This is a genomic window from Salinarimonas sp. NSM, from assembly GCF_052380005.1.
Classification (GTDB): domain Bacteria; phylum Pseudomonadota; class Alphaproteobacteria; order Rhizobiales; family Beijerinckiaceae; genus Salinarimonas.
The window spans coordinates 13167-38715 of the sequence record NZ_JBQTCJ010000048.1 but is presented as its reverse complement, the minus strand read 5'-3'; the positions used below and the strand labels follow the sequence as shown (position 1 = coordinate 38715).

23 protein-coding genes are annotated in these 25549 nt (G+C 72.3%); 7 read left to right on the top strand and 16 right to left on the bottom strand.

Annotated elements, in window-relative coordinates; translation table 11 throughout:
• On the bottom strand, positions 1 to 434 hold a 434-nt coding region (locus tag ACTZWW_RS16450; RefSeq protein WP_444782054.1), incomplete at its 3' end, for a hypothetical protein.
• A 120-nt stretch (positions 435 to 554) separates the two neighbouring features.
• On the opposite strand from ACTZWW_RS16450, the gene ACTZWW_RS16445 reads away from it, so the two are divergent.
• A complete protein-coding gene (locus ACTZWW_RS16445; protein ID WP_444782053.1) occupies positions 555 to 1358 on the top strand; it encodes an MmyB family transcriptional regulator in 804 nt (267 codons plus the stop codon).
• Between the two features lie 136 nt (positions 1359 to 1494).
• Here ACTZWW_RS16445 and pnp read toward each other — a convergent pair whose 3' ends face one another.
• Together pnp and rpsO are read right to left on the bottom strand one after the other, a co-directional pair.
• A complete protein-coding gene (gene pnp / locus ACTZWW_RS16440) occupies positions 1495 to 3720 on the bottom strand; it encodes a polyribonucleotide nucleotidyltransferase (RefSeq protein WP_444782052.1) in 2226 nt (741 codons plus the stop codon).
• 216 nt (positions 3721 to 3936) lie between these two features.
• On the bottom strand, positions 3937 to 4206 hold the full coding sequence (gene rpsO / locus ACTZWW_RS16435; RefSeq protein WP_372426233.1) for a 30S ribosomal protein S15: 270 nt from the start codon (positions 4204 to 4206) through the stop codon (positions 3937 to 3939).
• A gap of 376 nt (positions 4207 to 4582) precedes the next feature.
• Here rpsO and ACTZWW_RS16430 point away from each other — a divergent pair, with 376 nt between their 5' ends.
• From ACTZWW_RS16430 to ACTZWW_RS16420, 3 genes are all read left to right on the top strand, one after another.
• Positions 4583 to 5089, top strand: a complete 507-nt coding sequence (locus ACTZWW_RS16430) for a ferritin-like domain-containing protein (RefSeq protein ID WP_444782051.1) — start codon at positions 4583 to 4585, stop codon at positions 5087 to 5089.
• A 267-nt stretch (positions 5090 to 5356) separates the two neighbouring features.
• Positions 5357 to 6487 carry an AbrB family transcriptional regulator gene (locus ACTZWW_RS16425; RefSeq protein ID WP_444782050.1) on the top strand — a complete coding sequence of 377 codons (1131 nt, stop codon included), beginning with the start codon at positions 5357 to 5359 and terminating at the stop codon, positions 6485 to 6487.
• A gap of 202 nt (positions 6488 to 6689) precedes the next feature.
• Positions 6690 to 7781, top strand: coding sequence for a TRAP transporter substrate-binding protein (locus ACTZWW_RS16420; RefSeq protein WP_444782049.1), 1092 nt, complete (start codon positions 6690 to 6692; stop codon positions 7779 to 7781).
• Between the two features lie 100 nt (positions 7782 to 7881).
• On the opposite strand, the gene ppa is transcribed toward ACTZWW_RS16420, so the two are convergent.
• The 13 genes from ppa to ACTZWW_RS16355 all read right to left on the bottom strand — a co-directional run bounded on the left by ppa (position 7882) and on the right by ACTZWW_RS16355 (position 22473).
• Positions 7882 to 8421, bottom strand: coding sequence for an inorganic diphosphatase (ppa, locus tag ACTZWW_RS16415; protein WP_444782048.1), 540 nt, complete (start codon positions 8419 to 8421; stop codon positions 7882 to 7884).
• Between the two features lie 133 nt (positions 8422 to 8554).
• A complete protein-coding gene (locus ACTZWW_RS16410) occupies positions 8555 to 9064 on the bottom strand; it encodes a GNAT family N-acetyltransferase (RefSeq protein WP_444782047.1) in 510 nt (169 codons plus the stop codon).
• Positions 9065 to 9153: 89 nt separating this feature from the next.
• On the bottom strand, positions 9154 to 9843 hold the full coding sequence (trmD, locus tag ACTZWW_RS16405; RefSeq protein WP_444782055.1) for a tRNA (guanosine(37)-N1)-methyltransferase TrmD: 690 nt from the start codon (positions 9841 to 9843) through the stop codon (positions 9154 to 9156).
• Positions 9843 to 10562 (bottom strand): ribosome maturation factor RimM, encoded by a 720-nt coding sequence (rimM, locus tag ACTZWW_RS16400; RefSeq protein ID WP_444782046.1) that lies wholly within the window; start codon positions 10560 to 10562, stop codon positions 9843 to 9845. Before rimM ends, trmD begins: the two co-directional genes overlap by 1 nt.
• A 5-nt stretch (positions 10563 to 10567) precedes the next feature.
• Positions 10568 to 10939: a 30S ribosomal protein S16 gene (rpsP, locus tag ACTZWW_RS16395; RefSeq protein WP_444782045.1), complete on the bottom strand. Its 372-nt coding sequence runs from the start codon at positions 10937 to 10939 to the stop codon at positions 10568 to 10570.
• Between the two features lie 22 nt (positions 10940 to 10961).
• On the bottom strand, positions 10962 to 11531 hold the full coding sequence (locus tag ACTZWW_RS16390; protein ID WP_444782044.1) for a GNAT family N-acetyltransferase: 570 nt from the start codon (positions 11529 to 11531) through the stop codon (positions 10962 to 10964).
• On the bottom strand, positions 11528 to 13120 hold the full coding sequence (ffh, locus tag ACTZWW_RS16385) for a signal recognition particle protein (protein ID WP_444782043.1): 1593 nt from the start codon (positions 13118 to 13120) through the stop codon (positions 11528 to 11530). The genes ACTZWW_RS16390 and ffh overlap by 4 nt, the downstream gene beginning before the upstream one ends.
• A gap of 2 nt (positions 13121 to 13122) precedes the next feature.
• On the bottom strand, positions 13123 to 13365 hold the full coding sequence (locus ACTZWW_RS16380) for a glutathione S-transferase (protein ID WP_444782042.1): 243 nt from the start codon (positions 13363 to 13365) through the stop codon (positions 13123 to 13125).
• Between the two features lie 360 nt (positions 13366 to 13725).
• Positions 13726 to 16878, bottom strand: coding sequence for an efflux RND transporter permease subunit (locus ACTZWW_RS16375; protein ID WP_444782041.1), 3153 nt, complete (start codon positions 16876 to 16878; stop codon positions 13726 to 13728).
• A gap of 4 nt (positions 16879 to 16882) precedes the next feature.
• Positions 16883 to 18046 carry an efflux RND transporter periplasmic adaptor subunit gene (locus tag ACTZWW_RS16370; protein WP_444782040.1) on the bottom strand — a complete coding sequence of 388 codons (1164 nt, stop codon included), beginning with the start codon at positions 18044 to 18046 and terminating at the stop codon, positions 16883 to 16885.
• A 66-nt stretch (positions 18047 to 18112) separates the two neighbouring features.
• The gene (locus tag ACTZWW_RS16365) at positions 18113 to 18550 is read right to left on the bottom strand and encodes a universal stress protein (protein ID WP_444782039.1); all 438 of its coding nucleotides are present in this window, start codon (positions 18548 to 18550) and stop codon (positions 18113 to 18115) included.
• Between the two features lie 95 nt (positions 18551 to 18645).
• Positions 18646 to 21348 carry a TRAP transporter permease gene (locus tag ACTZWW_RS16360; RefSeq protein WP_444782038.1) on the bottom strand — a complete coding sequence of 901 codons (2703 nt, stop codon included), beginning with the start codon at positions 21346 to 21348 and terminating at the stop codon, positions 18646 to 18648.
• 135 nt (positions 21349 to 21483) lie between these two features.
• Entirely contained in the window at positions 21484 to 22473 is a 990-nt protein-coding gene (locus ACTZWW_RS16355) for a TAXI family TRAP transporter solute-binding subunit (RefSeq protein WP_444782037.1), read from the bottom strand.
• Positions 22474 to 22731: 258 nt separating this feature from the next.
• Here ACTZWW_RS16355 and ACTZWW_RS16350 point away from each other — a divergent pair, with 258 nt between their 5' ends.
• From ACTZWW_RS16350 to ACTZWW_RS16340, 3 genes are all read left to right on the top strand, one after another.
• Entirely contained in the window at positions 22732 to 23490 is a 759-nt protein-coding gene (locus tag ACTZWW_RS16350; protein ID WP_444782036.1) for an SDR family oxidoreductase, read from the top strand.
• A 29-nt stretch (positions 23491 to 23519) separates the two neighbouring features.
• Entirely contained in the window at positions 23520 to 24503 is a 984-nt protein-coding gene (denD, locus tag ACTZWW_RS16345) for a D-erythronate dehydrogenase (protein WP_444782035.1), read from the top strand.
• Between the two features lie 191 nt (positions 24504 to 24694).
• Complete coding sequence (locus ACTZWW_RS16340) at positions 24695 to 25546, top strand: PRC-barrel domain-containing protein (protein WP_444782034.1); 852 nt, start codon at positions 24695 to 24697, stop codon at positions 25544 to 25546.
• Positions 25547 to 25549 lie beyond the last annotated feature (3 nt).

Genomic DNA, 25549 nt, shown 5'->3' with positions numbered 1-25549 from the left:
GCGCGCGGGGCGCGCAGCGCGCGGGCCTGGGCCACGGCGAAGCCGCCGACGAGCGCCGCCTGCGCGAGGACGAGGGCGACGCCGAGCGCGGTCGGCGACACGAGACCGCCGACGAGGAGCGCGACGCTCCCGAGCACCCACAACGCGTTGCCCTCGACGATCCCCCAGGCGACCAACCGGGGGAGGCGCGGGCGCGCCGCTGCGAGCCACAGGAGGCTCGCCCAGGCGAGGCAGACCACTCCCGCGAGCCGCAGGAGTGTCTCCGGCAGGCCGAGCGGACCCGCGAGAGTCCCCGCGGCGCCGGCGAGGGTGATGCCGGCGGCGCCGCTCGCGGCGACGTCCACGAGGAGGGCGCGCCGGAGGAGCGGGGCGACGGGATAGGTGCGGCCGGCGGGGGCCGTGGCCGTGGACGGCCGGCGGATGGGGGCGGTCATGGCGTCTCTCCGTTGCGGGGGTGCGATCGGGAACGGGGAGACGCTCCCCCGAACGCGCCCCCGCGTCGATGGTGCGCGAGGTAATTGGCCGCGCGCCCGCCGCGGCGTAGCCTTCCGCTCATGGACGACGCCCTCCTCGCCCCCGCGCCGCACAGCTTCGGCGATCACCTGCGCCTGTGGCGCCGTCGTCGGCGCCTGAGCCAGCTCGACCTCGCGCTCGACGCGGAGGTCTCGCAGAAGCACCTGAGCTTCTGCGAGAGCGGGCGCGCGCGGCCGAGCCGGGAGATGGTGCTGCGCCTCGCCGAGCATCTCGCCGTTCCGCTGCGCGAGCGCAACGCGCTGCTGCTCGCCGCGGGCTACGCGCCGCTCTACCCCGAGCGGCGGCTCGACGACCCCTCGCTCGCCGCCGCCCGCGAGGCGGTGGCGCGGGTGCTCGAGGGCCACGAGCCCTATCCGGCGCTCGCGGTCGATCGGCACTGGACGCTCTTGGCCATGAACGCCGCCGTGCCGGCGCTTCTCGCCGGCGTGCGCGAGGCGCGGCTGATGGAGCCGCCGGTCAACGTGCTGCGGCTGAGCCTGCATCCGGGCGGGCTCGCGCCGGCCATCGTCAACCTCGGCGACTGGCGCACCCACATCCTCGAGCGCCTCGCCCGCCAGGTCGAGACAACCGCCGACCCGACCCTCGCCGCCCTGGCCGAGGAGATCGCCGCCTATCCCGCCCCGCCGTCGGACGCGCCCGGGCCCGGAAGTCCCGCCGCCGCGATCGCTCTGCCGCTGCGCCTGCGCACGCCGCTGGGCGAGCTCGCCTTCGTCTCCACGGTCACGGTGTTCGGCACGCCGGTGGACGTCACCCTGTCGGAGCTGGCGATCGAGGCGTTCTTCCCGGCGGACGCGGCGACGAAGCGCGCGCTGATGGGGAGGTGAGGGTGAGGCGGTCGCGGGGACCCGTCGAGGAGGCCGCCGTGGCGTTCCGCCCCCCGAAACGAAGGGAGCGCGGCCCCGAAGGGCCGCGCTCCCGGAACTCGATCGGAAGCGAAGGGCGGCCGCGGCCGCCCCCGCATCACTCCCCGCGACGACCGCCGCGGCGGCGCGGACGGCCCTCGCCGGCGTTCCCGCCGGAGGACTCGCCGGCCTCGGCGGCCGGGGCCTCGCCCTCGGGCGCGCCCTCGGCGCGCTTCTTGGAGAGGTCCTCGCCGGTCGCCTGGTCGACGACCTTCATCGAGAGCTTGATCTTGCCGCGGTCGTCCATGCCGAGGAACTTCACCTTCACGGTGTCGCCCTCCTTGACGACGTCCTTCACCGTGGCGACGCGCTGGGGCGCGAGCTCGGAGATGTGGACGAGGCCGTCGCGCGAGCCGAAGAAGTTCACGAAGGCGCCGAACTCCATCACCTTGACGACCTTGCCCTCGTAGATCGCGCCGGCCTCCGGCTCCGCCACGATCGAGCGGATCCAGTTGTAGGCCGCCTTGATCGAGGCGCCGTCGGACGAGGCGATCTTCACCGTGCCGTCGTCCTCGATGTTCACCTTGGCCCCGGTCTTCTCGACGATCTCACGGATCACCTTGCCGCCGGTGCCGATGACTTCGCGGATCTTGTCGGTGGGGATCTGCATCACCTCGATGCGCGGGGCGTACTCGCCGAGCTCGGAGCGCGGCGCGGTGAGCGCCTTCGCCATCTCGACGAGGATGTGCTCGCGCCCGCCCTTGGCCTGGTCGAGGGCGACCTTCATGATCTCCTCGGTGATGCCGGCGATCTTGATGTCCATCTGGAGCGAGGTGATGCCCGCCTCCGTGCCGGCGACCTTGAAGTCCATGTCGCCGAGATGGTCCTCGTCGCCGAGGATGTCGGAGAGCACCGCGAAGCGCTCGCCCTCGAGGATGAGGCCCATGGCGATGCCCGCGACCGGGCGGCGCAGCGGCACGCCGGCGTCCATCAGCGACAGCGAGGTGCCGCAGACGGTGGCCATCGAGGAGGAGCCGTTCGACTCGGTGATCTCGGAGACGACGCGCAGGGTGTAGGGGAACTCGTGCGGCGGCGGCAGCATCGGGCGCAGCGCGCGCCAGGCGAGCTTGCCGTGGCCGATCTCGCGGCGGCCCGGCGAGCCGATGCGGCCGGTCTCGCCCACCGAATAGGGCGGGAAGTTGTAGTGCAGCAGGAAGCGCTCCTTGCGCGTCCCCTCGAGCGCGTCGACGAACTGCTCGTCCTCGCCGGTGCCGAGCGTCGCGACGACGAGCGCCTGCGTCTCGCCGCGGGTGAACAGCGCCGAGCCGTGGGTGCGCGGCAGCACGCCGACCTCGGAGACGATCGGGCGGACCGTCTTCAGGTCGCGGCCGTCGATCCGCGCTCCGGTGTCGAGGATGTTCCAGCGCACGACGCGCGCCTGGGCCTCCTTGAAGGCGCCCTTGACCGCCTCGGCTTCGAAGCGGGCTTCGCCCTCGGCCGGCACGAGCGCGGCCATGACCTTCGCCTTGGCGGCGTCGACGGCCTTGTAGCGGGCCTGCTTGTCGGTGATCTTGTAGGCGGCGCGCAGGTCGTCGCCGGCGGCGGCGAGCACGGCCTCGATGACCTCCTCGCGCTCCGGCGGGGCGAAGTCGCGCGGCTCCTTGGCGGCCTTCTCGGCGAGGCGGATGATCGCGTCGATGACCGGCTGGAAGTGCTTGTGGCCGAACATGACGGCGCCGAGCATCACGTCCTCGGGCAGCTCGCGCGCCTCGGACTCCACCATCAGAACCGCGTCCTGCGTGCCGGCGACGACGAGGTCGAGGGTGAAGTCCTCCATCTCGGCGAGCGTCGGGTTGAGGACGTAGGAATTGTTGATCCAGCCGACGCGCGCCGCGCCGACGGGCCCGGTGAACGGCACGCCCGAGAGCGTCAGCGCCGCGGAGGCGGCGACCATGGCGACGACGTCGGGATCGTTCTCGAGGTCGTGCGAGAGCACGGTCACGATCACCTGCGTGTCGTTGCGCCAGCCGTCGAGGAAGAGCGGGCGGATCGGGCGGTCGATCAGGCGGGAGACGAGCGTCTCCTTCTCCGTCGGGCGGCCCTCGCGCTTGAAGTAGCCGCCCGGGATGCGGCCGGCGGCGTAGGTGCGCTCCTGGTAGTTCACCGTGAGCGGCATGAAGTCGATGCCGGGCTTGGGCTCCTTGGCGGCGACGACGGTGGCGAGCACGGTGGTGTCGCCGTAGGTGGCGACGACGGCGCCGTCGGCCTGGCGGGCGACCTTGCCCGTCTCGAGGACGAGCTTGCGCCCCGCCCAGATCAGCTCTTCGCGTTGGATGTCGAACATCTGTCTCAGTCTCTCTTGCCTGCGTGCGGTCTGTCGGCCCGCGCGACGCCATGGGCAAGACGGCGGGAGGCTCGCGGCGCGGTGCGGGGAGCCTCCGGCGATCCTGTCCATGGTCATCGACCGGACGATGACGATGGGCCCGTGGCCGGTCCGGGACCGGCGGGGCGGAAGGCGCCGGGCGCCCGAGGATGCTCCCCCGGGCGCCCGGCGCGGTCTTCAGCGGCGGATGCCGAGGCGCTCGATGACCGAGCGGTAGCGGGCCTCGTCGCCGCGCTTGAGGTAGTCGAGGAGGGAGCGGCGCTGGGAGACCATCTTCAGGAGACCGCGGCGCGAATGGTTGTCCTTCGCGTGGCTCTTGAAGTGGTCCGTGAGGTTGGTGATGCGCTCCGTGAGGATCGCGATCTGCACCTCCGGCGACCCCGTGTCGCCGTCCTTCTGCGCATACTCCTTGATGAGCGCGGCCTTGCGCTCGGGCGTGATCGACATCGTCTTCGTCCTTCTCGTTCGTGCGGTGAGCCGACCGGCGACGCTCCCGCGGGCGCCGTCCCGCCGGCGGGACACGGATCTCGCTCGAGGGGAGCGCGTCCTGCGGAGCGGGTGAGCGCGGCGCATGCGCCGCCCGGCTCGATCTCGCGCGCGCCTCGGCCCGGCCGGGATGTCGTCCAGCGGGGTCGTGCACGAGCGGCCGGCCCCGTCATCGGAGCCGACGGCGCGGACCATAGACGATTTTTCGCGCGACGCCAGCCCATTCCGCCGCGGGGCTGCGGCCGCGTCCCGCAACGGACGGGCGCGACCCGGAACCTCGCACCGGCCGCGCCGTTCGCACGGCGAAACGACCGCCCGTCAAGAAAGGACGAAAGCCATGACCGATCTCCAGTCCACCTACGTCACCGCGCTCAAGAACACGCACGCCCTCGAGCTCCAGGCCCTGCAGGCCATGGAGCGCCAGGTCGAGCGGCTCGAGCGCTATCCGCAGATGAAGGCGATCCTCGAGGCGCACATCGAGGAGACGAAGCACCAGCGCGACCGCCTCGCCACCGCGCTCGACGGCCAGGGCTCCTCGCCGTCCAGCGTCAAGGAAGGCGCGCTCGGCATCGCCGGGAACCTCGCCGCGATCTTCCACGCGCCCGCGCAGGACGAGATTCTCAAGAACCTCTACGCCGACCACGCGCTGGAGAACTACGAGATCGCCGCCTATCGCTCGCTCATCGCCATCGCCGAGCGCGCGGGCGACGCGGCCTCGGTCACGGCCTTCCGGCAGTCCCTCGCCGAGGAGGAGGCCATGGCCGGGCGCGTCGCGGCGCAGATCGAGCCCGTGACGGCGACCTATCTCGAGCTGACGCTGTCGGGCGAGCAGGCGAGCCGTTGACGCGCGCCGCAGCCGTCGTGTGGCGCGCGCCCGCGCGTGCCGCACAGGCCCGGTTTGCGTCGCGCGGGCTTCCCCGCGGGGGTCGATGCTGAGACAAGGGACCTGAACGAGAGAAACAAGACGCCCGGCGCAACTCCCCCGAGATTACGCCGGGCGTCCGTGACGGCAACCGCCAGGAACAGCGCCCCGTCGCGAAGGACAATGGCAGGGTCGCGCGCCCCGAACATTGATCGATCGCAAGGCGCGCGAGAAAGTGGCATCGCCGCCGTGACACCGCGCCACCGCCTCGAGATCTACCGCAGCTCGCCGTTGGCGCAGGTCGTGCAGGTCGCCGTCGCCTGGTGCGGCGGCTGGCTGTTCACCGTGCTCGGCGTACCGGCATCCTGGCTCTCGGGTGCGGTCGTCGCGGTCATCGTGCTCGGCCGCTTCGGGCTCGCCGTGATCATGCCCCGCGCGCTGGCCGAGACTGCGATGGTGGTCTCCGGCGCCGTCATCGGCGCGGGGATGACGCCCGACACGCTGGCCGCCGCCGGCCGCTACCCGCTGAGCCTCCTCTTCCTCGCCGCCGCCGTCGTCGCGACGACCTTCGCCTCCTCTCTCGTGCTGATGCGCGGCTTCGGCTGGCGCCGCGACGACGCCGTGCTCGCCACCGTGCCGGGCGCGCTCACCGCGGTGATGGCGATCGCCGCCGAGCGAAGGGCGGACGTTCCGGGGATCGGCATCGTCCAGTCGACGCGCCTCCTCTTCCTCATCATCGTCCTCCCCTTCCTCGTCGCCGCCGGCGGGGGAGGGGAGACGGCGATCGTCCCGGGCGCGGCGCCCGCGCCGGAGACGGCGGGAGCCGGCACGCTCGCCGTCGTGCTGCTCGGGAGCGTGGTCGTCGGCGTCGGCTTCGAGCGGATAGGGCTCGCCGCGCCGCTCCTGCTCGGCGCGACCCTGTTCAGCGGCGCGGCCTACGTCAGCGGCTCGGTGGCGGGACCGATCCCGGACGCGATCGCCACTCTCGGCTTCGTGCTCATCGGCGTCTACATCGCCCAGCGCTTCAACACGCTCGACCTCCCCGCCATCCGGCGGCTCGTGCCCGCCGCGCTGACCGCCTTCGTCGTCGGCATCGCGGTGGCGGGCGTCTTCGCCGGCCTCTCCGTCGCCCTCGCCGGCGCGCCGCTCGCGGAGGCGCTCGTCGCCTTCGCGCCGGGCGGGCTGGAGGCCATGGTGGTGCTCGCGCTCGTGATGGGACTCGATCCGCTCTACGTCGGCGTGCACCACCTCGTGCGCTTCCTGGGCATCGGCTTGGTGCTGCCGGTCGTCTTCCGCACCCGCGGCTCTGCCGGGACGGCGCGCAGCCGGGCTCCCGCGTCCACGCCGGCGCACGATTCCGACGACGGCCCCGCCGCCTGAACGCGATGCACGCGACCGATCGGACGTGGTTGCGGATGGTTGCGCTCTGTTGTCTTTCGTTCCGGTGTTGCTAAGGTGCGCGCGCGCCGGGTCCGGCGGTGCGCGACACGCCAGTCCGCGCCCGCGAGCCGCGCACCCCTCCCGCGGAGTCGCCCGCGGAGGGAACGGGTCCGGTAAGCCCATAATGATGGAGGGTTCACGTATGGAACGTCGTCAATTCCTGAAGGGTGCCGCGGTCGGCGGCGTCGCCGCCGCGTCGGGCCTCGCGGCCCCGGCGATCGCGCAGGGCAACATGACCTGGCGCATGGTCACGACCTGGCCGCGCAACTTCCCGGGCCTGGGCGTCGGCGCGCAGCGCCTGGCCGACCGCATCACCGCCGCCTCCGGCGGCCGGCTGACGGTCCAGGTGTTCTCCGCCGGTGAGCTCGTGCCGCCGCTGCAGTCGCTCGACGCGGTCATCGACGGCACCGCCGAGATGAGCCACGGCGCGGCGTACTACTGGCAGAACAAGAGCCAGGCGCTGTCCTTCTTCACGGGCGTTCCGTACGGCATGACCTCCCGCGAGCTCGCGGCCTGGGTGCGCTACATGGGCGGCCAGGAGCTGTGGGACGAGATCTACGACCAGTTCGGCCTCCAGGGCTTCCTCTCGGGCGACACGGGCACCCAGGCGGGCGGCTGGTTCCGCAACGAGCTCAACAGCCTCGCCGACCTCCAGGGCCTGCGCTTCCGCACCCCGGGGCTCGGCGGCCGCGTGTGGGAGCAGCTCGGCGCGACGGTCACCAACATGGCCGGCGGCGAGATCTTCCCGGCCCTGCAGGCGGGCACGCTCGACGCGGCCGAGTTCGTCGGCCCCTACAATGATCTGGCGCTGGGCTTCTACCAGATCGCGAAGAACTACTACTTCCCCTCGTTCAACGAGCCGGGCCTCGCCACCGAGCTCGTGGTCGACAAGGCCAAGTTCCAGGAACTGCCCTCCGACCTGCAGGCGATCGTGCGCGACTGCAGCCAGGCCGAGTACGACCAGGTCGCCTCGGACTTCTACGCCAACAACCCGCGCGCCCTCGCCACGCTCGTCAACGAGCACGGCGTCCAGGTGCGTTACTTCCCGGAGGAGATCCTCGAGGCCGGCGCCGTCGCCGCCAAGGAGATCATCCAGGGCCTGCTCGACTCGGGCGACGACCTGACCCAGCGCGTCACCCAGTCCTACGTCGACGCCCTGCGCATCGTGCGCACCTCGACGGAGCAGAACGACGCCCGCTTCATCGCGGCGCGCGAGAAGTACTTCCAGCTCTGATCTCTCGATCGGAGTGCCCGAATGCGAGAAGCCCGGGCCGCGAGGCCCGGGCTTCTTCGTTCCGCGAAAGGAGAAAGGCGGGGGGAGAAGAGCGCCGCGCTCAGCCCTTCTTCGCCGCCTTTCCCTTCTCGATCGCCGCCGAGACCATCTGGAGCGCCTCCTCCGCGTCGCCCCAGCGCACGATCTTCACCCACTTGCCGGGCTCGAGATCCTTGTAGTGCGCGAAGAAATGCTCGATCTGCTCGAGCGTGATCTTCGGCATGTCGGCGACGGTCTTGACGTTCTCGTAGCGGCGCGTGAGCTTCGTCGTCGGCACGGCGATGATCTTCTCGTCCTGCCCCGCCTCGTCCTCCATGATCAGCACGCCCACCGGCCGCACGGCGATGATGGCGCCGGGCACGATGGCGCGGGTGTTGGCGACGAGCACGTCGACCGGATCCCCGTCGTCGGAGAGCGTGTGGGGGACGAAGCCGTAATTGCCGGGATAGCGCATCGAGGTGTAGAGGAAGCGGTCCACCACCAGCGTGCCCGCCTCCTTGTCGAGCTCGTACTTGATCGGCTCGCCGCCGATCGGCACCTCGACGATGACGTTCACCTCGTGGGGCGGGTTCTTGCCGATGGAGACGGCGTCGATGCGCATGGCGATCCTCCTCGTCGCGGACGCGCCGCGCGCGTCGCGGGGGCTTGCGGTGGCGCTCTAGGTAGCTTCCGGCGCGGCGGCGCACAAGGACGACTTTCGCCGCCCGCGCGCCCGCCCGATGCCCGGGCGGCGCTCACCGCTCGAACAGGTAGGCCTTCTTGGGCAGCTGGTCGGAGCCGATTCGCTCGCGTCCCTCGGCAACGAGGCGCCCGCCCAGGCGCTCGTAGAACCGGCAGGCGCGCTCGTTCTCCGACAGGCACCACACGGCGACCGCGGGCGCCCCGCGGTCGCCGAGATCGTTGACGACGGCCCGGAACAGGCGCCGCCCGAGCCCGACGCCCTGGTACTCCGGCGCGAGGTAGAGCTCGTCGATCTCGCCCTCGGCGGGCAGGGATCGGTCGCGGCAGCGGCCGTAGGAGGCGTATCCGGCGATGGTCTTGCCCACGTCGAGCACGGCGAGCGGCCGCCCGCGGCGCAGGGAGAACGCCCACCAGCGCGGGCCGCGGCGCTGGATCATCCGCTCGAGCGCGACGCCGGGGATGATGCCGCCGTACGCCTCCCGCCAGGCCGCGTCGAAGACCTTCGAGATCGCGGCCGCATCGGCCGGCTTCGCGTGTCTGATGCCTGTGACGAGCTCGCTCATGAACGAAGCTTAAGCCGGCCCGTGCGCCGTGGGAAGAGGCGCGTTGGTCGTGAGCGCGCGACGCCGCGGCGCAGCGAGGGTTGCGGGGATCAGTCCCCGAGCAGGTCCGGCCGCCGGGCGCGGGTGAGGGCACGGGCCGCGTCGCGGCGCCAGCGGGCGATGCGCCCGTGGTCGCCGGACAGGAGCACGTCGGGAATGAGGCGCCCCTCCCAGTCCCGCGGGCGGGTGTAGTGCGGGTACTCGAGCAGCCCGCCCTCGAAGCTCTCCTCCTCCCCCGAGGCGGCGGCGCCCATCACGCCGGGCAGGAGCCGCACGATCGCGTCGAGGAGCACCATCGCGGCGATCTCGCCGCCGGAGAGCACGTAGTCGCCGATCGAGACCTCGACGAGCCCGCGCCCCTCGATCACCCGCTCGTCGACACCCTCGAAGCGTCCGCAGACGACGAGCGCGCCGGGGCCGGCGGCGAGGGCGCGGACGGTGTCCTGCGTGAGCGGGCGCCCGCGCGGGCTCATCAGCAGGCGCGGGCGCGGATCGTCCGCGGGCGAGGCGGCGTCGATCGCCTCGGCGAGCACGTCGGCACGGATCACCATGCCCGGCCCGCCGCCGGCGGGGGTGTCGTCCACCGCCCGGTGCCGGCCCCGCCCGAAGGCACGGATGTCGCGCGCCTCGAGCGACCAGATCCCGCGTGACAGCGCCTCGCCGCTGAGCGAGACGCCGAGGGGGCCGGGGAACATCTCGGGGTAGAGGGTGAGGACGCTCGCGCGAAAGCCGGTCGGCATCATGGCGGCCCGCCCCCCTGCGATTCCTTCCTTGGCGAGTCGTCCTCTTGCGACTCGTCATCGGGTGACGGCTCGCCGCGGGCGGGTGCGAACAGGTCGGCGGGGGGGCGCACCACCACGCGGCCCTCGGCGACGGCGACCTCGGGCACGAAGGCGCGGGTGAAGGGGAGGTAGGCGGTGGGGCCGCCGTTCGCCGGCGCGATCTCGAGGAGGTCGCCCGCCCCGAAATCGGGCACGGCGACGATCCGGCCGATCGTCTCCCCGGCCGCGTCGAGGACGGCGAGGCCGATCAGGTCGGCGGCGAGCCAGGTGTCCTCGTCAGCATCCTCGTCCGGATCGGGGGCCGCGAGCGCCGCCCGCGGGGCGTGGAGCGGCGTGCGGGTCAGCGCCTCGGCCGCGGTCCGGTCGGTCACGCCGGCGAGGCGTACGACGAGGAGGTCGGGCGCGCCGCCCGGGGCACGGCGGGCGCTCTCGATGGTGAAGCGCCGTCCGTCCGGCGCCGTGAGCGGGCCGAGCCGGGCGACGCCCGTCGGATCTTCCGTGAAGGATTTCAGCCGGATCTCGCCGCGCACCCCGTGGGCGCGGCCGAGCTCGGCCACGCGCACGAGGTCTCCCGCGGGAGCCGCGGGGATCGCGCGCGGAGAGGGCGGCGCGAAGGGCTGCTCGGCCGGGCCGCGCGCCCGCGCGCCGCGGCGCTCGGGCTGCCGTCGGCCCGGCATCGGCCTCACGCCTCGGTGCTGGAGGCGGCCGCAGCCGCGTCGGCCTCGCGCTTGGCGCGCTCGGCGGCGCGCTCCTGCGCCTTCTTGCCGGGCTTGCCCTTCTCGGGGTTCGCGCGCTCGGGACGCTTGGCGACGCCCGCCTGGTCGAGGAAGCGCAGCACGCGGTCGGTCGGCTGCGCGCCCTTCTCGAGCCACGCCTTCGCCTTCTCGACGTCGAGCACGATGCGGTCGGCGGCGTCCTTGGGCTTCATCGGGTCGTAGGAGCCGATCCGGTCGATGAAGCGACCGTCGCGCGGCGAGCGCGAATCGGCGACGACGATGCGGTAGTACGGACGCTTCTTGGCGCCGCCGCGGGTGAGGCGGATCTTGAGGGGCATGCTCTTCTCTCCTGGATGATGCCTAGTGTCGCGTGGGTGATGTCCGGTGCATCCCGGACGTCGGATCGAGCGCATCGGGGCCGGGATGGCGCCATATGTCCATCACCTCCCCGCGCAGGTCGAACGTGCCGTCCCGCCATGCGCCCAGTCGCTGGGCCACGCGCGCGGAGGCGTGGTTGTCGGGGTCGATCGACGAGACGAGCGTCGTCCACCCCAGATCCCGGTAGGCGTAGCTGCGCGCGCGCAGCGCCGCCTCGGTGACGTAGCCGCGGCCGCGGACGCCGGGCATCAGCCCCCAGCCGACCTCGGCCTCCGGCCAGCCCTCCGGGTTCCACAGGCCGCAATAGCCGACGAACACGCCGGACGCCTTCTCCTCGAGCGCCCAGAACCCGTAGCCGCGCAGCTGCCAATGGCCCACGTAGCCCGCCATCCGCCGCCACGACGCGATGCGATCCTCGACGCCGCCGACGTGCCGGGCGCTCTCCTCGTCCGCGTAGAAGCCGGCGAAGGGCTCGAAGTCCGCCGCGCGCCACTCGCGCAGGACGAGCCGCTCGGTCTCCAGCCGCGGGATCTCGAGGGTGAAGGCGCTCACTTCTTCTTGCCCCCGAACGGGAAGCCGCCGCCCAGGCCGGGCAGCCCGCCACCCTTCGAGCCGCCGAGCCCTGGCAGGCCGGGCGCGCCGGGCTTCGAGCCGGGTCCGCCGAGGCCCGGCGGCATCGGCGGCAGGCCGCCGCCACCGGCACCGAGCTTCTTCTGCATCTCGGCGATCATCTCGGGCGTCGGCTCGGGCATGCCGCCCATTCCAGCACCCATGCCGCCACCCATGCCGCCGCCGCCGAGCCCGAACATGCCGCCGAGCGCGCCGGCGATGCCGCCCTTCTTGTTCTTGCCCATCATCTTCATGACGTCCGCCATCTGGCGGTGCATCTTGAGGAGCTTGTTGACGTCCTCGACCTTCATGCCGGCGCCCGCGGCGATGCGCTTCTTGCGCGAGGCCTTGAGGATGTCCGGGTTCTTGCGCTCGGCCGCGGTCATCGAGGAGATGATCGCGCGCTGGCGCTTGATCATCTTGTCGTCGACCTTGGCACCCTCGAGCTGCTTCTTCATGGCACCCATGCCGGGCATCATGCCCATGAGCCCGCCGACGCCGCCGATCTTCTCCATCTGGCCGAGCTGCTCGGAGAGATCCTCGAGGTCGAACTTGCCCTTGCGCATGCGCTCGGCCATGCGCACGGCCTTCTCCTGGTCGATCGTCTGCGCGGCCTTCTCGACCAGCGAGACGATGTCGCCCATGCCCAGGATGCGGTTCGCGACACGGCTCGGGTGGAACTCCTCGAGCGCGTCCACCTTCTCGCCGGTGCCGATCAGCTTGATCGGCTTGCCGGTGACGGCGCGCATCGAAAGCGCCGCGCCGCCGCGGCTGTCGCCGTCCATGCGGGTCAGCACGATGCCGGTGAGGCCCATGCGTGCGTCGAAGGCCCGCGCGGTGTTCACCGCGTCCTGGCCGGTGAGCGCGTCCGCGACGAGGAGCACCTCGTGCGCCTCGACCGCCCGGCCCACCTCCGCGGCCTCGGCCATCAGCTGCTCGTCGACGGTGACGCGGCCGGCCGTGTCGAGCATGACGACGTCGTAGCCGCCGAGCCGCGCCGCCTGCATGGCGCGGCGGGCGATCTGCACCGCGGACTGACCGGCCACGATCGGCAGCGTGTCGACGCCCACCTGCTCGCCGAGGATGGCGAGTTGCTCCATCGCGGCCGGGCGGCGCGTGTCGAGCGAGGCCATGAGGACGCGCTTCTTCTCGCGCTCGGAGAGGCGCTTGGCGATCTTGGCGGTGGTCGTCGTCTTGCCCGAGCCCTGAAGGCCGACCATCAGGATCGGCACCGGCGGCTCGGCGCGCAGGTCGATCGTCTCGGCGTCGGCGCCGAGCATCTCGACGAGGGCGTCGTTGACGATCTTGACGACCATCTGCCCGGGCGTGACCGACTTCACCACCTCGGCGCCGACGGCCCGCTCGCGCACGCGGTCGGTGAAGGAGCGCACCACCTCGAGCGCCACGTCGGCCTCGAGCAGGGCGCGGCGTACCTCGCGCAGGGCCTCGGACACATCGCTCTCGGAGAGCGCGCCGCGGCGCGTGAGCCCGTCGAGGATGCCGGAGAGGCGGTCTGAGAGGCCTTCGAACATGGTCAGTCGAGCCCTTTGGCGATGAGCGGGGTGTGTTCGACGTCCTCCGCGGCGTCGATGGCCGCGTCGAAATGCGTCGTCGCCGCCACGAACTCGTCGCGGCAGCCGGGATTGCAGAAGCCGACCACGCGGCCGCGATAGCGCGCGAGCGAATCCGCCGCGATCGGCTTTCCCGACCACGGGCAGGTGTCGTTCACCGCCTCCGCGATGTCGAGGGTCTCGCCCTCGCGCGTCGTCTCGCTCATGCTCACCCGGCTCGATATGGGGGGCACGCCCCCGCCTCGCCAATGCCCGTCTCCGACACCCTGGCCACCGACGCAACGCGGATCGCGCCCGAGGGCGCGACGCGCTGTCGGGCGTTGACCTCCGGCCTCGCGAGGCCGGTCGGCGGATCGAGCGTTCGTCTGCGACGAAGAGCTGAGGGGTGCGAGGTACAGGGGGATCGGCCGGGAGTCAAGGATTTGCAGCCGGGACGACCCGTCGGCGGCCGCGAAGGGGCGGCGTGCGCGTCGTCCCGCATGCGGCCTCGTGGACGTCCTGCGGCCGATCCTCGACCATCGTGCGCCCTGCGAGGCGCGCGAGAGAGCCGCTCGACGACATCGGCGTCACTCGGCCGGAACGCGTCCCGCACCGGCCTCCTCCGCCCGTTCCGCCGCCGCGAGCTCGTCTTCGAGCCGGGCGGCCTCCGCGGCACGGGGCTTCGTGAAGCCCGCCAGCAGCAGGTAGGCGACGGGCGTCAGGAACAGGGTGAACAGGACGGACAGGCCGAGCCCGCCGACGACGACCCATCCGAGCGCCGCGCGCGCCTCCGATCCCGCACCGTCGGACAGGATGAGCGGCAGGCCGCCGAGCACCGTCGAGATCAGCGTCATCATCACCGGCCGGAAGCGCACCACCGCCGCCTCGAGCGCGGCCTCGCGCACGGTCATCCCCTCGTCGCGCAGCTGGTTGGCGAACTCGACGATCAGGATGCCGTTCTTGGCCATCAGCCCGATCAGCATCACGAGGCCGATCTGGCTGTAGATGTTGAGGCTCGTCCCCGTCGCCGCCATGGCCAGCGCCGCCGCGCCCAGGCCGAAGGGCACCACGAGCATGATCACGATGCCCGAGGCGACGCTCTCGAACTGCGCGGCGAGCACGAGGAGCACGATCGCCAGCGCGAAGGCGAAGGTGATGGCGACGCCCCGCGAGGTCTCCTCCAGCGCCGCCGCCTCGCCGAGGAAGGCGATGGTCTGGCCCGGCGCGAGGAGCGGCGTCGCCACCGCGCGGACCTGCTCGATCGCCGCGCGCAGCGGCAGGTCCGCGGGGAGCCCCGCCTCGACGGTGACCGAGCGGCGCTGGCGCTCGCGCTCGAGCGAGGGCGAGACGCTCTCCTCGGTGAGGCTCGCCAGTGCCGAGAGCGGCACGAGCGCCCCGCCGTTGCCGCGCAGCAGGATCTGGGCGAGGTCGTCGGGCTGCGAGACCGCGCCCTCGGGGGTGCGCAGCCGCACCTCCACCGCCCGGTCGCCGACGAAGACGTCGCCCACGCGCCGGCCGTCGAGGGCGGTCTGGAGCGCGAGCGCGACGTCGGCCGGGTCGACGCCGAGGTCGGCGGCGCGCGCCGTGTCGAGGCGGATCGAGAGCTGCGGCTGGCTGACGTCGATCGACAGCGAGGGATTGGTGAGGGCCGGCAGCTCGCGCCGCAGCGCGCCGACGAGGTCGAGGCCGGTGTCGGTGATGGCGTCGTAGTCCTCGCCGAGCACGGCGATGCGCAGCCCCTGGCCGCCGCCGCGGATGCCGAGCGAGTTGGGCGAGATGGCGCGGGCGCTCACGCCGACGATCGCGCCGAGCCTGCCGTTGATCTCGGAGACGATCGCCTGCTGGTCGCGCTCGCGCTCGGCCCAGTCGACCAGCGGGGCGGCGATGAAGGCGCGGTTCGAGCGACCCCAGGTGCCGATGACGGCGAGCACGCTCTCGATCTCGCCCGCCTCGACGTAGGGCTCGAGGATCGCCTCGATCTCGGCGACCTTCCCGTCGGTGTAGGCGAGCGAGGCGCCCTGCGGGGCCGAGACGACGAGGAGGACGAAGCCGCGGTCCTCCGGCGGGGTGAGCTCCTCGGGCAGGCTCGACCAGGCGATCCAGGTGACGACCCCGAAGAGCGCGCAGACGGTGAGCACGACCAGCGGGACCGCGAGCGCGCGCGCGAGGAGGACACGGTACAGCGCCACGAACCAGCCGCCGACCGTCGCCAGCGGGTCGAGCCGCCGGCGCGGCCCGCCGTCGGCAGGCGGCGCCTCGTCCTTCAGAAGGCGCGAGGCGAGCATCGGCGCGAGCGTCAGCGCCACGAAGGAAGAGAGCACCACGGCGGCGGCGAGCGTGAAGCCGAACTCGGCGAAGAGCCGGCCCGCCTGCCCGGGCAGGAACGAGATCGGGATGAACACGGCCGCCAGCGTCAGCGTCGTCGCGACCACGGCGAAGAAGACCTGGCGCGTGCCGAGCACCGCGGCGGCGCGCGCGCCCATGCCCTCCGCCCGGCGTCGCTCGATGTTCTCGATGACGACGATGGCGTCGTCGACGACGATGCCGGTGGCCAGCACGAGGGCGAGCAGCGTCAGCACGTTGACGGAGAAGCCCATCAGGTAGATCGCCGCGAGCGTGCCGATGATGGCGATCGGCACGGTGACGGTGGGGATGAGCGTCGCGCGCCACGAGCGGAAGAACAGGAGGATGATCACGACGACGAGGAGCGTCGCGATGACGAGCGTGCTCAGCACCTCCGCGACGGCGCTTCCGACGAAGACCGCGTCGTCCGAGCGCACGGCGACCTCGATGCCCTCCGGAAGCGAGCGGTTGAGCTCGTCCACCGTCTCGCGCACCGCGGTCGAGATCGCGATCGTGTTCGAGCTCGCCTGGCGCAGGATGCCCGCGCCGAGGCCGACGCGGCCGTCCGAGCGCAGCACCATCTCGTCCTCGGCCGGCCCGAGCGAGACGGAGGCGACGTCGCGGATGCGCGTGCCGCGGTCGACGAAGGTCGCCTCGATCTCGTCGACGGAGCGCGCGGCCGCCCCGGCCTCGACGAGCACCGTCGAGGACGGCATGCGCAGGTCGCCCGCGGGCGCGTCCGACAGGACGCCGTCCAGCGCGCGGCGGACGTCGGCGATGGTGAGGCCCCGCGCGTTGAGCGCCGCGACGTCGAGCGTCACCCGGAAGACCGGCTCGCGCAGCCCGTAGACCTGGACGTCGGCGACGCCCTCCACCGCGGCGAGCCGGTCGAACACGAGGCGCTCGGCGAGGGCGGAGAGCTCCTCGATGGCGTGGCGATCGGAGACGACGGCGAGGCGCAGGATCGCGTCGCCGTCGGCGTCCGCCTTGACGACGCGTGGCTCGGCCGCGTCCTCGGGGAGCCGGCCGACGATGCCGGAGACGGCGTCGCGCATGTCGTTGGCCGCGATGTCGAGATCGACGCCCTCGCCGAACTCGGCGACGATGCGGCTGCGCCCCCGCGCGCTCGACGAGGACACGGAGACGAGCCCCGGCACCCGCGCCACCGCGCCCTCGACGAGCCGCGTCACCTGCGCGTCGATGGCGGCGGGCGTCGCGCCGGCGAACTCGGTCGTCACCGTGACGACGGGGCGGTCGACGTCCGGCAGCTCTCGGACCGACACGCCGAAGAGCGCGGCGAGGCCGGCGAGCACGATCATCAGGCTCATCACCGCCGCGAGCGTCGGGCGGCGCACGCACAGGGAGGCGACGTCGGCGGCGCGGGAATAGGCGTTCATGCGCTCAGCTCCGCTGGCCGGCAGGGGAGGTCGCGCCGGGCAGGGCCTCCTCGGCGATCTCGACCTCGGCCCCGTCGCGCAGGCGCTGGACACCCTCGAGGACGACCTGCTCGCCCGCTTCGAGCGGCGCCTCGACGAGGACGACACCGTCCGCGCGGCCCGCGAGCGCGACGCGCACCTGCGTCACCGCCCCGTCGGCGACGCGCCAGACGTACGGGCCCTCCCGGTCCCATTGCAGCGCCTGTGCGGGAACCGCGACGCGCGACGCGCCAGGGAAGGCGAGGGTGACCGTGAAGCTCATGCCGGGGCGCAGCCGGTCGTCGACGTTGGCGATCTCGGCGCGCACGGGAAGCGCGCGGCTGTCGGGATCGACGCGGCTGTCGATCTCGGCGATCGTCGCCGGGAAGGTCTCGCCCGGATATGCGGCGGTCTGCGCGAGGACCACGTCGCCGCGGGCGACGCGGGCGGCGAGCCGCTCGGGGACGGGGAAGCGCACCAGGATGCGGCCGCGGTCGTCGAGCGCGGCGACGGGCGTCTGCGTCGTCACCCGCTGGCCGATCTCCACCTGCGAGAGGCCGAGCCGTCCGGGGAAGGGGGCGACGAGCGAGCGGCGCTCGAGCGCGAGCTCGGCGGCGGCGACCTGCGTGCGCGCCTCGGCGAGGGCGGCCTGCGCCTCCTCGAGCTGGACGGCGGAGGCCGAGCGGCTCTCGGCGAGGCTCTGGAGGCGATCGGCGCGATCGCGCGCGAGGTCGGCGGCGATGGTGGCGCGCTCGAGCGCGATGCGCTGCTCGCGGTCGTCGAGCGACAGGAGCGGCGCGCCGGCCTCGACCCGGTCCCCGGGCGCGAACAGTACGGCGCGGACGAGGCCGTCGTCGGGGGCGAAGAGCGTGACGGATCGCGCCGCCTCGGCGGTGCCGATGACGTCGAGGCGCGTCTCCTCGCGCGACTGCGCGACCGAGCCCACGACGACGCGGCTCGGCCCGAAGCCGCCGCGGCGGAACCCCCCGCCGGCCGTCTCGCCCGGCCCCGCCTCCGGCACGGGGAGCCCGACGCGCTTGGCGACGTCCACGATCGCCGCCGGCGCGGTGCCCGGCGAGAACGTCGCCCAACCCGCGAGCGCGCCCGCGACGAGCATCAGCGCCACGAGCGCTTGCTTCCAGAGTGCCATGAACGTCCTGCCTCGCAGCGCGGTCGATCGGGCGATGCGCCCGTCCCGCGCCGGACGACATCTATGTCATGCCGGCGCGGGCCGCACCACCAGTACGGACGTTCGGGCATGCCGGACCACCCGGGCGGCATTGGGGCCGAGGAGGTAGTCCTCGAGCTCGGGCCTGTGGGCCGACATAACCACGAGATCCGCCTTCGTCTCCTGTGCCCAGTGCAGGATCTCGCGGTAGATCCCGCCATGGCCGACGATCGTCCGATGCGGGATCTCGGCGGGAATGACGGCGGCGACGAAGGCGTTCAATTCCTCGTGAGCGCGCGCCAGCGCCCGCTTCTCGAACCCCTCGGGAAAGAAGCCGCCGACCAGCGCCATGCCGAAGTCCGGCACGACGTTGAGCACGTGGATCGTCGCGCCGAAGGCGCGGGCGTACTCGACCACCGTGTCGATGGCGCGCTGCTCCGCCTCCTTGTGGCCGAGGTCGACCGCGAGCAGGATGTTCTCGTACATCGTCGCACCTCCTTCGCGCTCTCGCCCCGCGCCCGGGTTGTTCATCGACGCACCATCGAGTCCACCGGCCGGCAGTCATCCGGTGGCGTCATGCTCTAGGCGCGTGCGCCTTCGCCCCCGGCGGCCGTCGTCGCGCGCCCTCTCTTCGCCGCGTCTTCCTGTCGCTTGGCCCGCCGCGACTGCGCGAGCCAGACGAGGCCGAACAGCAGCGCCGCCGGCAGGTAGGACCAGGCGCGCGCCGGCTGCTCGACGGGAACCTCGACCGCGGTGATCATGACCTGGTTCTCGGGATCGTAGAAGTCGAGATGGCCCAGCGTGCGCCCGCCGGGGCTCCTCGGATCGAACGGCTCCTCGATCAGCACGCGCTCGCCCTCGGTGAGGTAGACGAGCCCCGTCGCCTGCTCGAGCCGCGTCGCGGGATCGAGCTCCGCGTCGGGCAGCGTGAAGGCGAGGGTGCGCTCCTCGACCTCGAGATCCGAGAAGCGCGGGCCGGAGACGCCGAGACGGATGATCCCGCCCTCGGGCGTCTGCGCGATCGCGTCCTCGATCTGCGTGGCCGGCAGGGGCTCGTAGGGCGGCACGATCTGGTCGATCAGGAACCCCGGGCGCAACAGCAGGAAGGCGACGAGCAGGAGCGCCACCGTCTCCCAGACGCGGTTCCTGACGAGGAAGAAGGCCTGCGTCGCCGCGGCGAAGACGAGCATGGCCGCCGTCGCCTTGACGAACACCCAGATGCCCTGCACCCAGCCGACGTCGATGAGCAAGAGGTTCGTGTTGAACACGAAGATGAACGGCAAGAGCACCGTGCGCAGGCTGTAGAAGAACGCCGTGAAGCCGGTCTTCAGCGGATCGCCTCGCGATACCGCCGCCGCCGCGAACGAGGCGAGCCCGACGGGTGGCGTCACGTCCGCCATGATCCCGAAGTAGAACACGAACAGGTGCGCGGCGATGAGTGGGATGATGATGCCGTTCGCCTGCCCCAGCTCGACGATCACCGGCGCCATCAGGGTCGCGACCACGATGTAGTTCGCCGTCGTCGGCAGGCCCATGCCGAGGACGAGCGAGATCAGCGCCGTGAAGACGAGGATGAGCAGGATGTTGCCGCCCGACAGGAACTCGACGAACTCCGCCATCACCTGGCCGATGCCGGTGAGCGTCACCGCGCCGACGATGATGCCGGCGGTGGCGGTGGCGCAGGCGATGCCGATCATGTTGCGCGAGCCGAGGATGAGGCCCTGCGTCAGGTCGGCGGCGCCCTCCCTGAAGGCCGCGCGCACCTGCGCGCCCCGCACCTTGCGGAACAGCGCCTTGAGCGGCTTCTGCGTGAGCAGGATGACGACGAGCAGCACCACCGCGTAGAAGGCCGAGAGCCCCGGCGAGCGCTGCTCGATCATGAGGAACCAGACGAGCACGACGATGGGCAGGATGTAGTGCAGCCCGGTCTTGAGCACCTCGGTGGCGATCGGAAGCTCCAGGACGGGGGCGTCGGGATCGTCGATCTCGAGATCCGGACCCTTCGACGCGAGCCAGATCAAGCCGACGTAGACCGCCGCCACGAGGACGAGCAGGACGGGCGTCGACACCGCCGGCAGGACCGCCTGGACGCCGCGGATCGAGACGTAGACCACCCCCGCGAGGATGATCATCGAGGCGATCGTGATGCCCGCGCGCAGCAGCGCCGTGGGCAGCGGGTGGACGACGCGCTTGGGCAGCGCCGGCATCGCGTTCTTCAGGGCCTCGAGATGCACGAGGTAGAGGAGCGCGATGTAGGAGATCACCGCCGGCAGGAAGGCGTGGGTGATCACCTCCGTGTAGGGGATGCCGACGTACTCCACCATCAGGAAGGCGGCCGCGCCCATCACGGGCGGCATGATCTGGCCGTTGACGGAGGAGGCCACCTCGACCGAGCCCGCCTTCTCGGCGGAGAAGCCGACGCGCTTCATCAGGGGGATGGTGAAGGTGCCCGTCGTCACCACGTTGGCGATCGAGGAGCCGGAGATCAGGCCCGTCATCATCGAGGACAGGACGGCCGCCTTCGCCGGGCCGCCGCGCAGGTGGCCGAGCAGCGCGAAGGCGAGCTTGATGAAGAAGTTGCCCGCGCCCGCCTTGTCGAGCAGCGAGCCGAACAGAACGAACAGGAAGACGAAGCTCGCCGAGACGCCGAGCGCCACGCCGAAGACGCCCCCGGAGGTCAGCCACATCTGGTCCATGGCCCGCGAGAACGTGGCGCCGCCCCACTGGATGACGTCGGGCAGGAAGGCGGCCGAGCCGAAGAAGACGTAGAGCAGGAAGACGATCGCCACGATCGCGAGCGGCGGGCCGAGCGCGCGGCGTGTCGCCTCGAGCAGCAGCACGAGGCCCGCGCCCGCGGCGACGAGGTCGGCCGTCGTCGGCAGGCCGGGGCGCGCCGAGATCTCGCGGTAGAAGATGAAGATGTAGAGCGCGCAATACGTCGCCGCCGCCGCGAGCACGAGGTCGAGGATCGGGATGCGGTCGCGCGGCGAGCGCGAGAAGGCGGGGTAGGCGCAATAGGCGAGGAACAGCGCGAAGCCGAGGTGGATCGGCCGGACCTGCGCGTCGTTGAGGACGAGCGGCAGGCCGGTGAGCCGGGAGGCGATGAAGGGGAGCGGCGAGGCGATGTAGAGCTGGAACAGCGCCCAGGCGAGCGCGATGCCGGTGACGGCGAGGCCGACGGGGCCGCGCGGGTTGCGCGCGCCGGTGTCCGCCTTGGCGACGAGGTCGTCGAGCTCGCTTCTCGAGGGTCCGTCGCTCGCCGCCGTCCTGCTCTCGTCGGTCATCGCACGCCTCACGCCTGCGACGCGCGGGCCTGCCGACGTCGCGATTGAAACCGGGGCGCCGCCCCGGGAACCGCGCGGGGCTCCCGGGGCGACCTGTCGTTCAGGCCCGATCGTGCGCGGACCGGGGCGGGTGGCTCACTGGAGCCAGCCGCGCTCGCGGTAGTAGCGCTCGGCGCCCGGATGAAGCGGGGCGGAGAGGCCGCTGGAAATCATCGTCTCGGGATCGAGCGTCGCGAGGGCCGGATGCAGGGCGGTGAAGTCGTCGAAGTTGTCGAAGACGGACTTGACCAGCGTGTACACCGCGTCCTCGGACACGTCCGCCGAGGTGACGAAGGTCGCGCCCACGCCGAAAGTCTGGGTCGGCTCGTCCGTGCCCGGATAGAGGCCGCCGGGGACTTCGGCCTTGAAGTAGTAGGGGAATTCCTCGACGAGCGCATCGACGTAGTCGCCGGTGACGTCCACCAGCACCGCGTCGCAGGTGGCGGTGGCCTCCTGGATCGATCCGTTCGGATGGCCGACGCTGTAGACGAAGGCGTCGATGTTGTTGTCGCACAGCGCGGCGGACTGCTCCGCCGGAGCCAGCTCGGAGGCGAGCGCGAACGTGCCGTTCGTCCAGCCCTTCCGCTCCATCAGGATGTCCATGATGGCGCGCTGGCCGGAGCCCGGGTTGCCGATGTTGACGCGCTTGCCCTCGAGGTCGTCGAAGGTCTCGATTCCGGCCTCGGCGCGGGCGAGCACGTTGAACGGCTCGGGATGCAGCGAGAAGACCGAGCGGAGGCTCTCCTGCGCGCCCTGGTCCGCGAACTGGCCCTCGCCGTTGTAGGCCAGGTACTGGACGTCGGACTGCGCCACGCCGAAGTCGAGGTCCCCACCGCGGATGGCGTTGACGTTGTAGACCGAGCCGCCGGTCGATTCGACCGAGCAGCGGATGCCGTGGTCGCGGCGGGTCTGGTTCATGAGCCGGCAGATCGCGCCGCCGACCGGGTAGTAGACGCCGGTGACGCCGCCGGTGCCGATCGAGACGAACTGCTGATCCTGGGCGATGGCGCCGGTCGAGGCGCCGCCGAGCGCGAGCGCCATCGTGGCTGCGGCGAGCGTCGACTTCAGGGCGAGTTTTGCGTGCATGTTCTCGTGTCTCCGTCTGTTCGAGGGAACGACACGCCCGCGTGGTAGGCGTTTTCGTCGTTTTGTCCACGCCCAGGCAGTCTTAGCCCATACCTCCGTCGCTTGCCAAGGCGAACGCCGCCCAAAGCTCCGCTTGCTCCGGCTCCCCTGCCGCCCGCGCGGGTGCGAAGGCGCGGGATGGCGGCTTGCCGGCTTTCGCCCGCGCGGGCCGGCGCGCTACAGTGCGGCACGATCGATGAGACGCACCGGGAGGGCGCGATGGCAGGACGGCTGGACGGCAAGGTCGCGCTGGTCACGGCGGCGGGTCAGGGGATCGGGCGCGCGATCGCGCGGGCCTTCGCGGACGAGGGCGCCGTCGTCCTCGCCACGACGCTGAACCCGCAGGAGCTCGAGGGCCTGCCCGCCGCGCGCCGGATCGGGCTCGACGTCACCTCCACCGCCGCCGTCGACGCGCTCGCGCGTGAGGTGGCGCACGACCTCGGCGGCGTCGACGTGCTCGTGAACTGCGCGGGCTACGTGGCGCACGGCTCGGTGCTCGACTGCGACGAGGAGGAGTGGGACCTCTCCTTCGACCTCAACGTCAAGTCCATGCACCGCACGATCAAGGCCTTCCTGCCCGGCATGCTGGCACGCGGCGGCGGCTCGATCGTCAACATCTCCTCGGGCGCCTCCTCGCTGAAGGGCGCGCCGGCGCGCTACGCCTACGGCGCCACCAAGGCGGCGGTGATCGGGCTCACCAAGGCGGTCGCCGTCGACTTCATCCGAGAGGGCGTGCGCTGCAACGCCATCTGCCCCGGCACGATCCAGTCCCCCTCCCTCGACGGGCGCATCGCCGCGCTCGCGGCGCGCACCGGCCAGGACGAGAAGGCCGTGCGGGCGGGCTTCGTGGCGCGCCAGCCGATGGGCCGCATCGGCACGGCGGACGAGGTCGCCGCGGCGGCCGTCCACCTCGCCGGGGACGAGAGCGCCTTCACCACCGGCACCACCCTCGTCGTCGACGGCGGCTGGACGCTGTGATCGACCCTCGCACAGGAAACGCGACCCCCATGCACGTCCTCGTCACCGGCGCCGCCGGCATGATCGGCGCCAAGCTCGCCCGCCGCCTCGTCGCCGACGGGCGCATCGGCGCGCGCGCCATCGCCCGCCTCACCCTGCACGACGTCGTCGCGCCGCCGGTGCCGGACGGCGCGGGCTTCCCCGTCGAGACGATCGCCGCAGACATCGGCGACCCCGCGACCGCGACGCGGCTCCTGGCGGAGCGCCCGGACGTGATCGTGCATCTCGCGGCCATCGTCTCGGGGGAGGCGGAAGCCGATTTCGAGAAGGGCTACCGGATCAATCTCGACGGCGGGCGCGCGCTCTTCGAGGCGGTGCGGGCGCATGGGGAGGGCTACCGCCCGCGCGTGGTCTTCGCATCCTCGGTCGCCGTGTTCGGCGCACCCCTGCCGGAGCCGGTGCCGGAGGACCACGCGCTCACCCCGCTGACGAGCTACGGCACGCAGAAGGCGATCTGCGAATTGCTGCTGGCCGACTACACCCGCCGCTTCATCCTCGACGGCGTCGGCATCCGCCTGCCCACGATCTGCGTGCGGCCGGGGCGGCCGAACAAGGCGGCCTCGGGCTTCTTCTCGAGCATCATCCGCGAGCCGCTCGTCGGCGAGGAGGCGGTGCTGCCGGTCTCGGAGGATGTGCGCCACTGGCACGCCTCGCCGCGATCCGCCGTCGGCTTCCTGGTTCACGCCGCCGCCATCGACGGCGAAGCGATCGGCCCGCGCCGTACGCTCGACATGCCGGGCGTCGCGGTGACGGTCGGCGAGCAGATCGAGGCGCTGCGGCGCGTCGCCGGCGACGCCGCCGTCGCCCGCATCCGCCGCGAGCCCGATCCGGCGATCGCCCGCATGATCGGCGGCTGGCCGCGGGCCTTCGCACCGAAGCGCGCCCTCGCGCTCGGCTTCCGGGCGGAGGAGAGCTTCGACGACATCATCCGCGTCCACGTCGAGGACGAGCTCGGCGGGCGGATCGTCCGGTGAGGCATCGCGGCCCGATCTCCCTCTGCCGAGCCGGTCGCCGCACTCCCGCATCCTGAAACCGCGGAACATCGCGCGCCGCCTTCCGTTGGCCCTCGACAGCGACCGCGACACGCGTCGACGACGCACGCCACCGCGGTCCCGCCGCCCGCGATCTCGCGGCGCGGCACGAGACAACGGAAAGGAGCAACCCCATGCTCACGCGCACCTCCACGATCGCCCTCCTGGCCGCCATCGCGGCCGCGCCGGCGATGGCGCAGGACGCTTCCGTCGCGCCCACGACCGAGGGCGTCGCCCCGGGCGGCACGCTCGCCGCCCAGAACATCGTCGCGATGGACGATTGGCGCTACGACGAGATCTACGCCGGCGGCATGAGCGCCGAGGAGTTCATCGACGAGTACGAGGTCTACGGCGCCGCCGGCGAGGAGATCGGCGACGTCGAGGACGTGATCGTCGGCGCGGACGGCCGGATCCTCGCGGTCGTCGCCGAGATCGGCGGCTTCATCGACATCGGCGACACGCACGTCGCCGTGCCGTGGGACGAGGTCGAGATGGCCGTCGGCGAGCAGGCGATCACCATCCCCGTCACCGAGGACACGATCGACGACTACGGCGTGTTCGGCACCGGCTACTACGGTGACGACTACGGTGTCGGCGGCGATGTGGCCGCGACGGGCGCCGTCGTCGAGCAGGAGGTCGTGACCGGCCTCGACGACGCCGAGCTCGGCCCGCGGGCCTACCGCGTGTCGGAGATCATCGGCGACTACGCCCGCATCCGCGGCGATGACGACACGCCCCGCAACTACGGCTACGTCAACGACGTGATCCTGTCCGAGGGCCGCGTGCAGGCCGTCGTGGTGAGCGCGGACACCGCCTACGGCCGCGGCGCCTACGCGTACCCCTACTATGGCCCCTACGGCTACGCCGGCGGCTGGGGCACGAGCTACGGCTACGGCACGGGCGCCTACTACGACCTGCCCTACGGCGAGTCGGAGATCGGCGGGGCGGAGCCGTTCGAGTACGAGCGTCTCGGCGGGGACATGTGATCG

Bases quoted from the DNA above. Each gene is read 5' to 3' on its own strand.
- ACTZWW_RS16445 (WP_444782053.1), top strand. From the start codon at position 555: ATGGACGACGCCCTCCTCGCCCCCGCGCCGCACAGCTTCGGCGATCAC.
- pnp (WP_444782052.1), bottom strand. From the start codon at position 3,720: ATGTTCGACATCCAACGCGAAGAGCTGATCTGGGCGGGGCGCAAGCTC.
- rpsO (WP_372426233.1), bottom strand. From the start codon at position 4,206: ATGTCGATCACGCCCGAGCGCAAGGCCGCGCTCATCAAGGAGTATGCG.
- ACTZWW_RS16430 (WP_444782051.1), top strand. From the start codon at position 4,583: ATGACCGATCTCCAGTCCACCTACGTCACCGCGCTCAAGAACACGCAC.
- ACTZWW_RS16420 (WP_444782049.1), top strand. From the start codon at position 6,690: ATGGAACGTCGTCAATTCCTGAAGGGTGCCGCGGTCGGCGGCGTCGCC.
- ppa (WP_444782048.1), bottom strand. From the start codon at position 8,421: ATGCGCATCGACGCCGTCTCCATCGGCAAGAACCCGCCCCACGAGGTG.
- ACTZWW_RS16410 (WP_444782047.1), bottom strand. From the start codon at position 9,064: ATGAGCGAGCTCGTCACAGGCATCAGACACGCGAAGCCGGCCGATGCG.
- trmD (WP_444782055.1), bottom strand. From the start codon at position 9,843: ATGCCGACCGGCTTTCGCGCGAGCGTCCTCACCCTCTACCCCGAGATG.
- rimM (WP_444782046.1), bottom strand. From the start codon at position 10,562: ATGCCGGGCCGACGGCAGCCCGAGCGCCGCGGCGCGCGGGCGCGCGGC.
- rpsP (WP_444782045.1), bottom strand. From the start codon at position 10,939: ATGCCCCTCAAGATCCGCCTCACCCGCGGCGGCGCCAAGAAGCGTCCG.
- ffh (WP_444782043.1), bottom strand. From the start codon at position 13,120: ATGTTCGAAGGCCTCTCAGACCGCCTCTCCGGCATCCTCGACGGGCTC.
- ACTZWW_RS16380 (WP_444782042.1), bottom strand. From the start codon at position 13,365: ATGAGCGAGACGACGCGCGAGGGCGAGACCCTCGACATCGCGGAGGCG.
- ACTZWW_RS16375 (WP_444782041.1), bottom strand. From the start codon at position 16,878: ATGAACGCCTATTCCCGCGCCGCCGACGTCGCCTCCCTGTGCGTGCGC.
- ACTZWW_RS16370 (WP_444782040.1), bottom strand. From the start codon at position 18,046: ATGGCACTCTGGAAGCAAGCGCTCGTGGCGCTGATGCTCGTCGCGGGC.
- ACTZWW_RS16365 (WP_444782039.1), bottom strand. From the start codon at position 18,550: ATGTACGAGAACATCCTGCTCGCGGTCGACCTCGGCCACAAGGAGGCG.
- ACTZWW_RS16360 (WP_444782038.1), bottom strand. From the start codon at position 21,348: ATGACCGACGAGAGCAGGACGGCGGCGAGCGACGGACCCTCGAGAAGC.
- ACTZWW_RS16355 (WP_444782037.1), bottom strand. From the start codon at position 22,473: ATGCACGCAAAACTCGCCCTGAAGTCGACGCTCGCCGCAGCCACGATG.
- ACTZWW_RS16350 (WP_444782036.1), top strand. From the start codon at position 22,732: ATGGCAGGACGGCTGGACGGCAAGGTCGCGCTGGTCACGGCGGCGGGT.
- denD (WP_444782035.1), top strand. From the start codon at position 23,520: ATGCACGTCCTCGTCACCGGCGCCGCCGGCATGATCGGCGCCAAGCTC.
- ACTZWW_RS16340 (WP_444782034.1), top strand. From the start codon at position 24,695: ATGCTCACGCGCACCTCCACGATCGCCCTCCTGGCCGCCATCGCGGCC.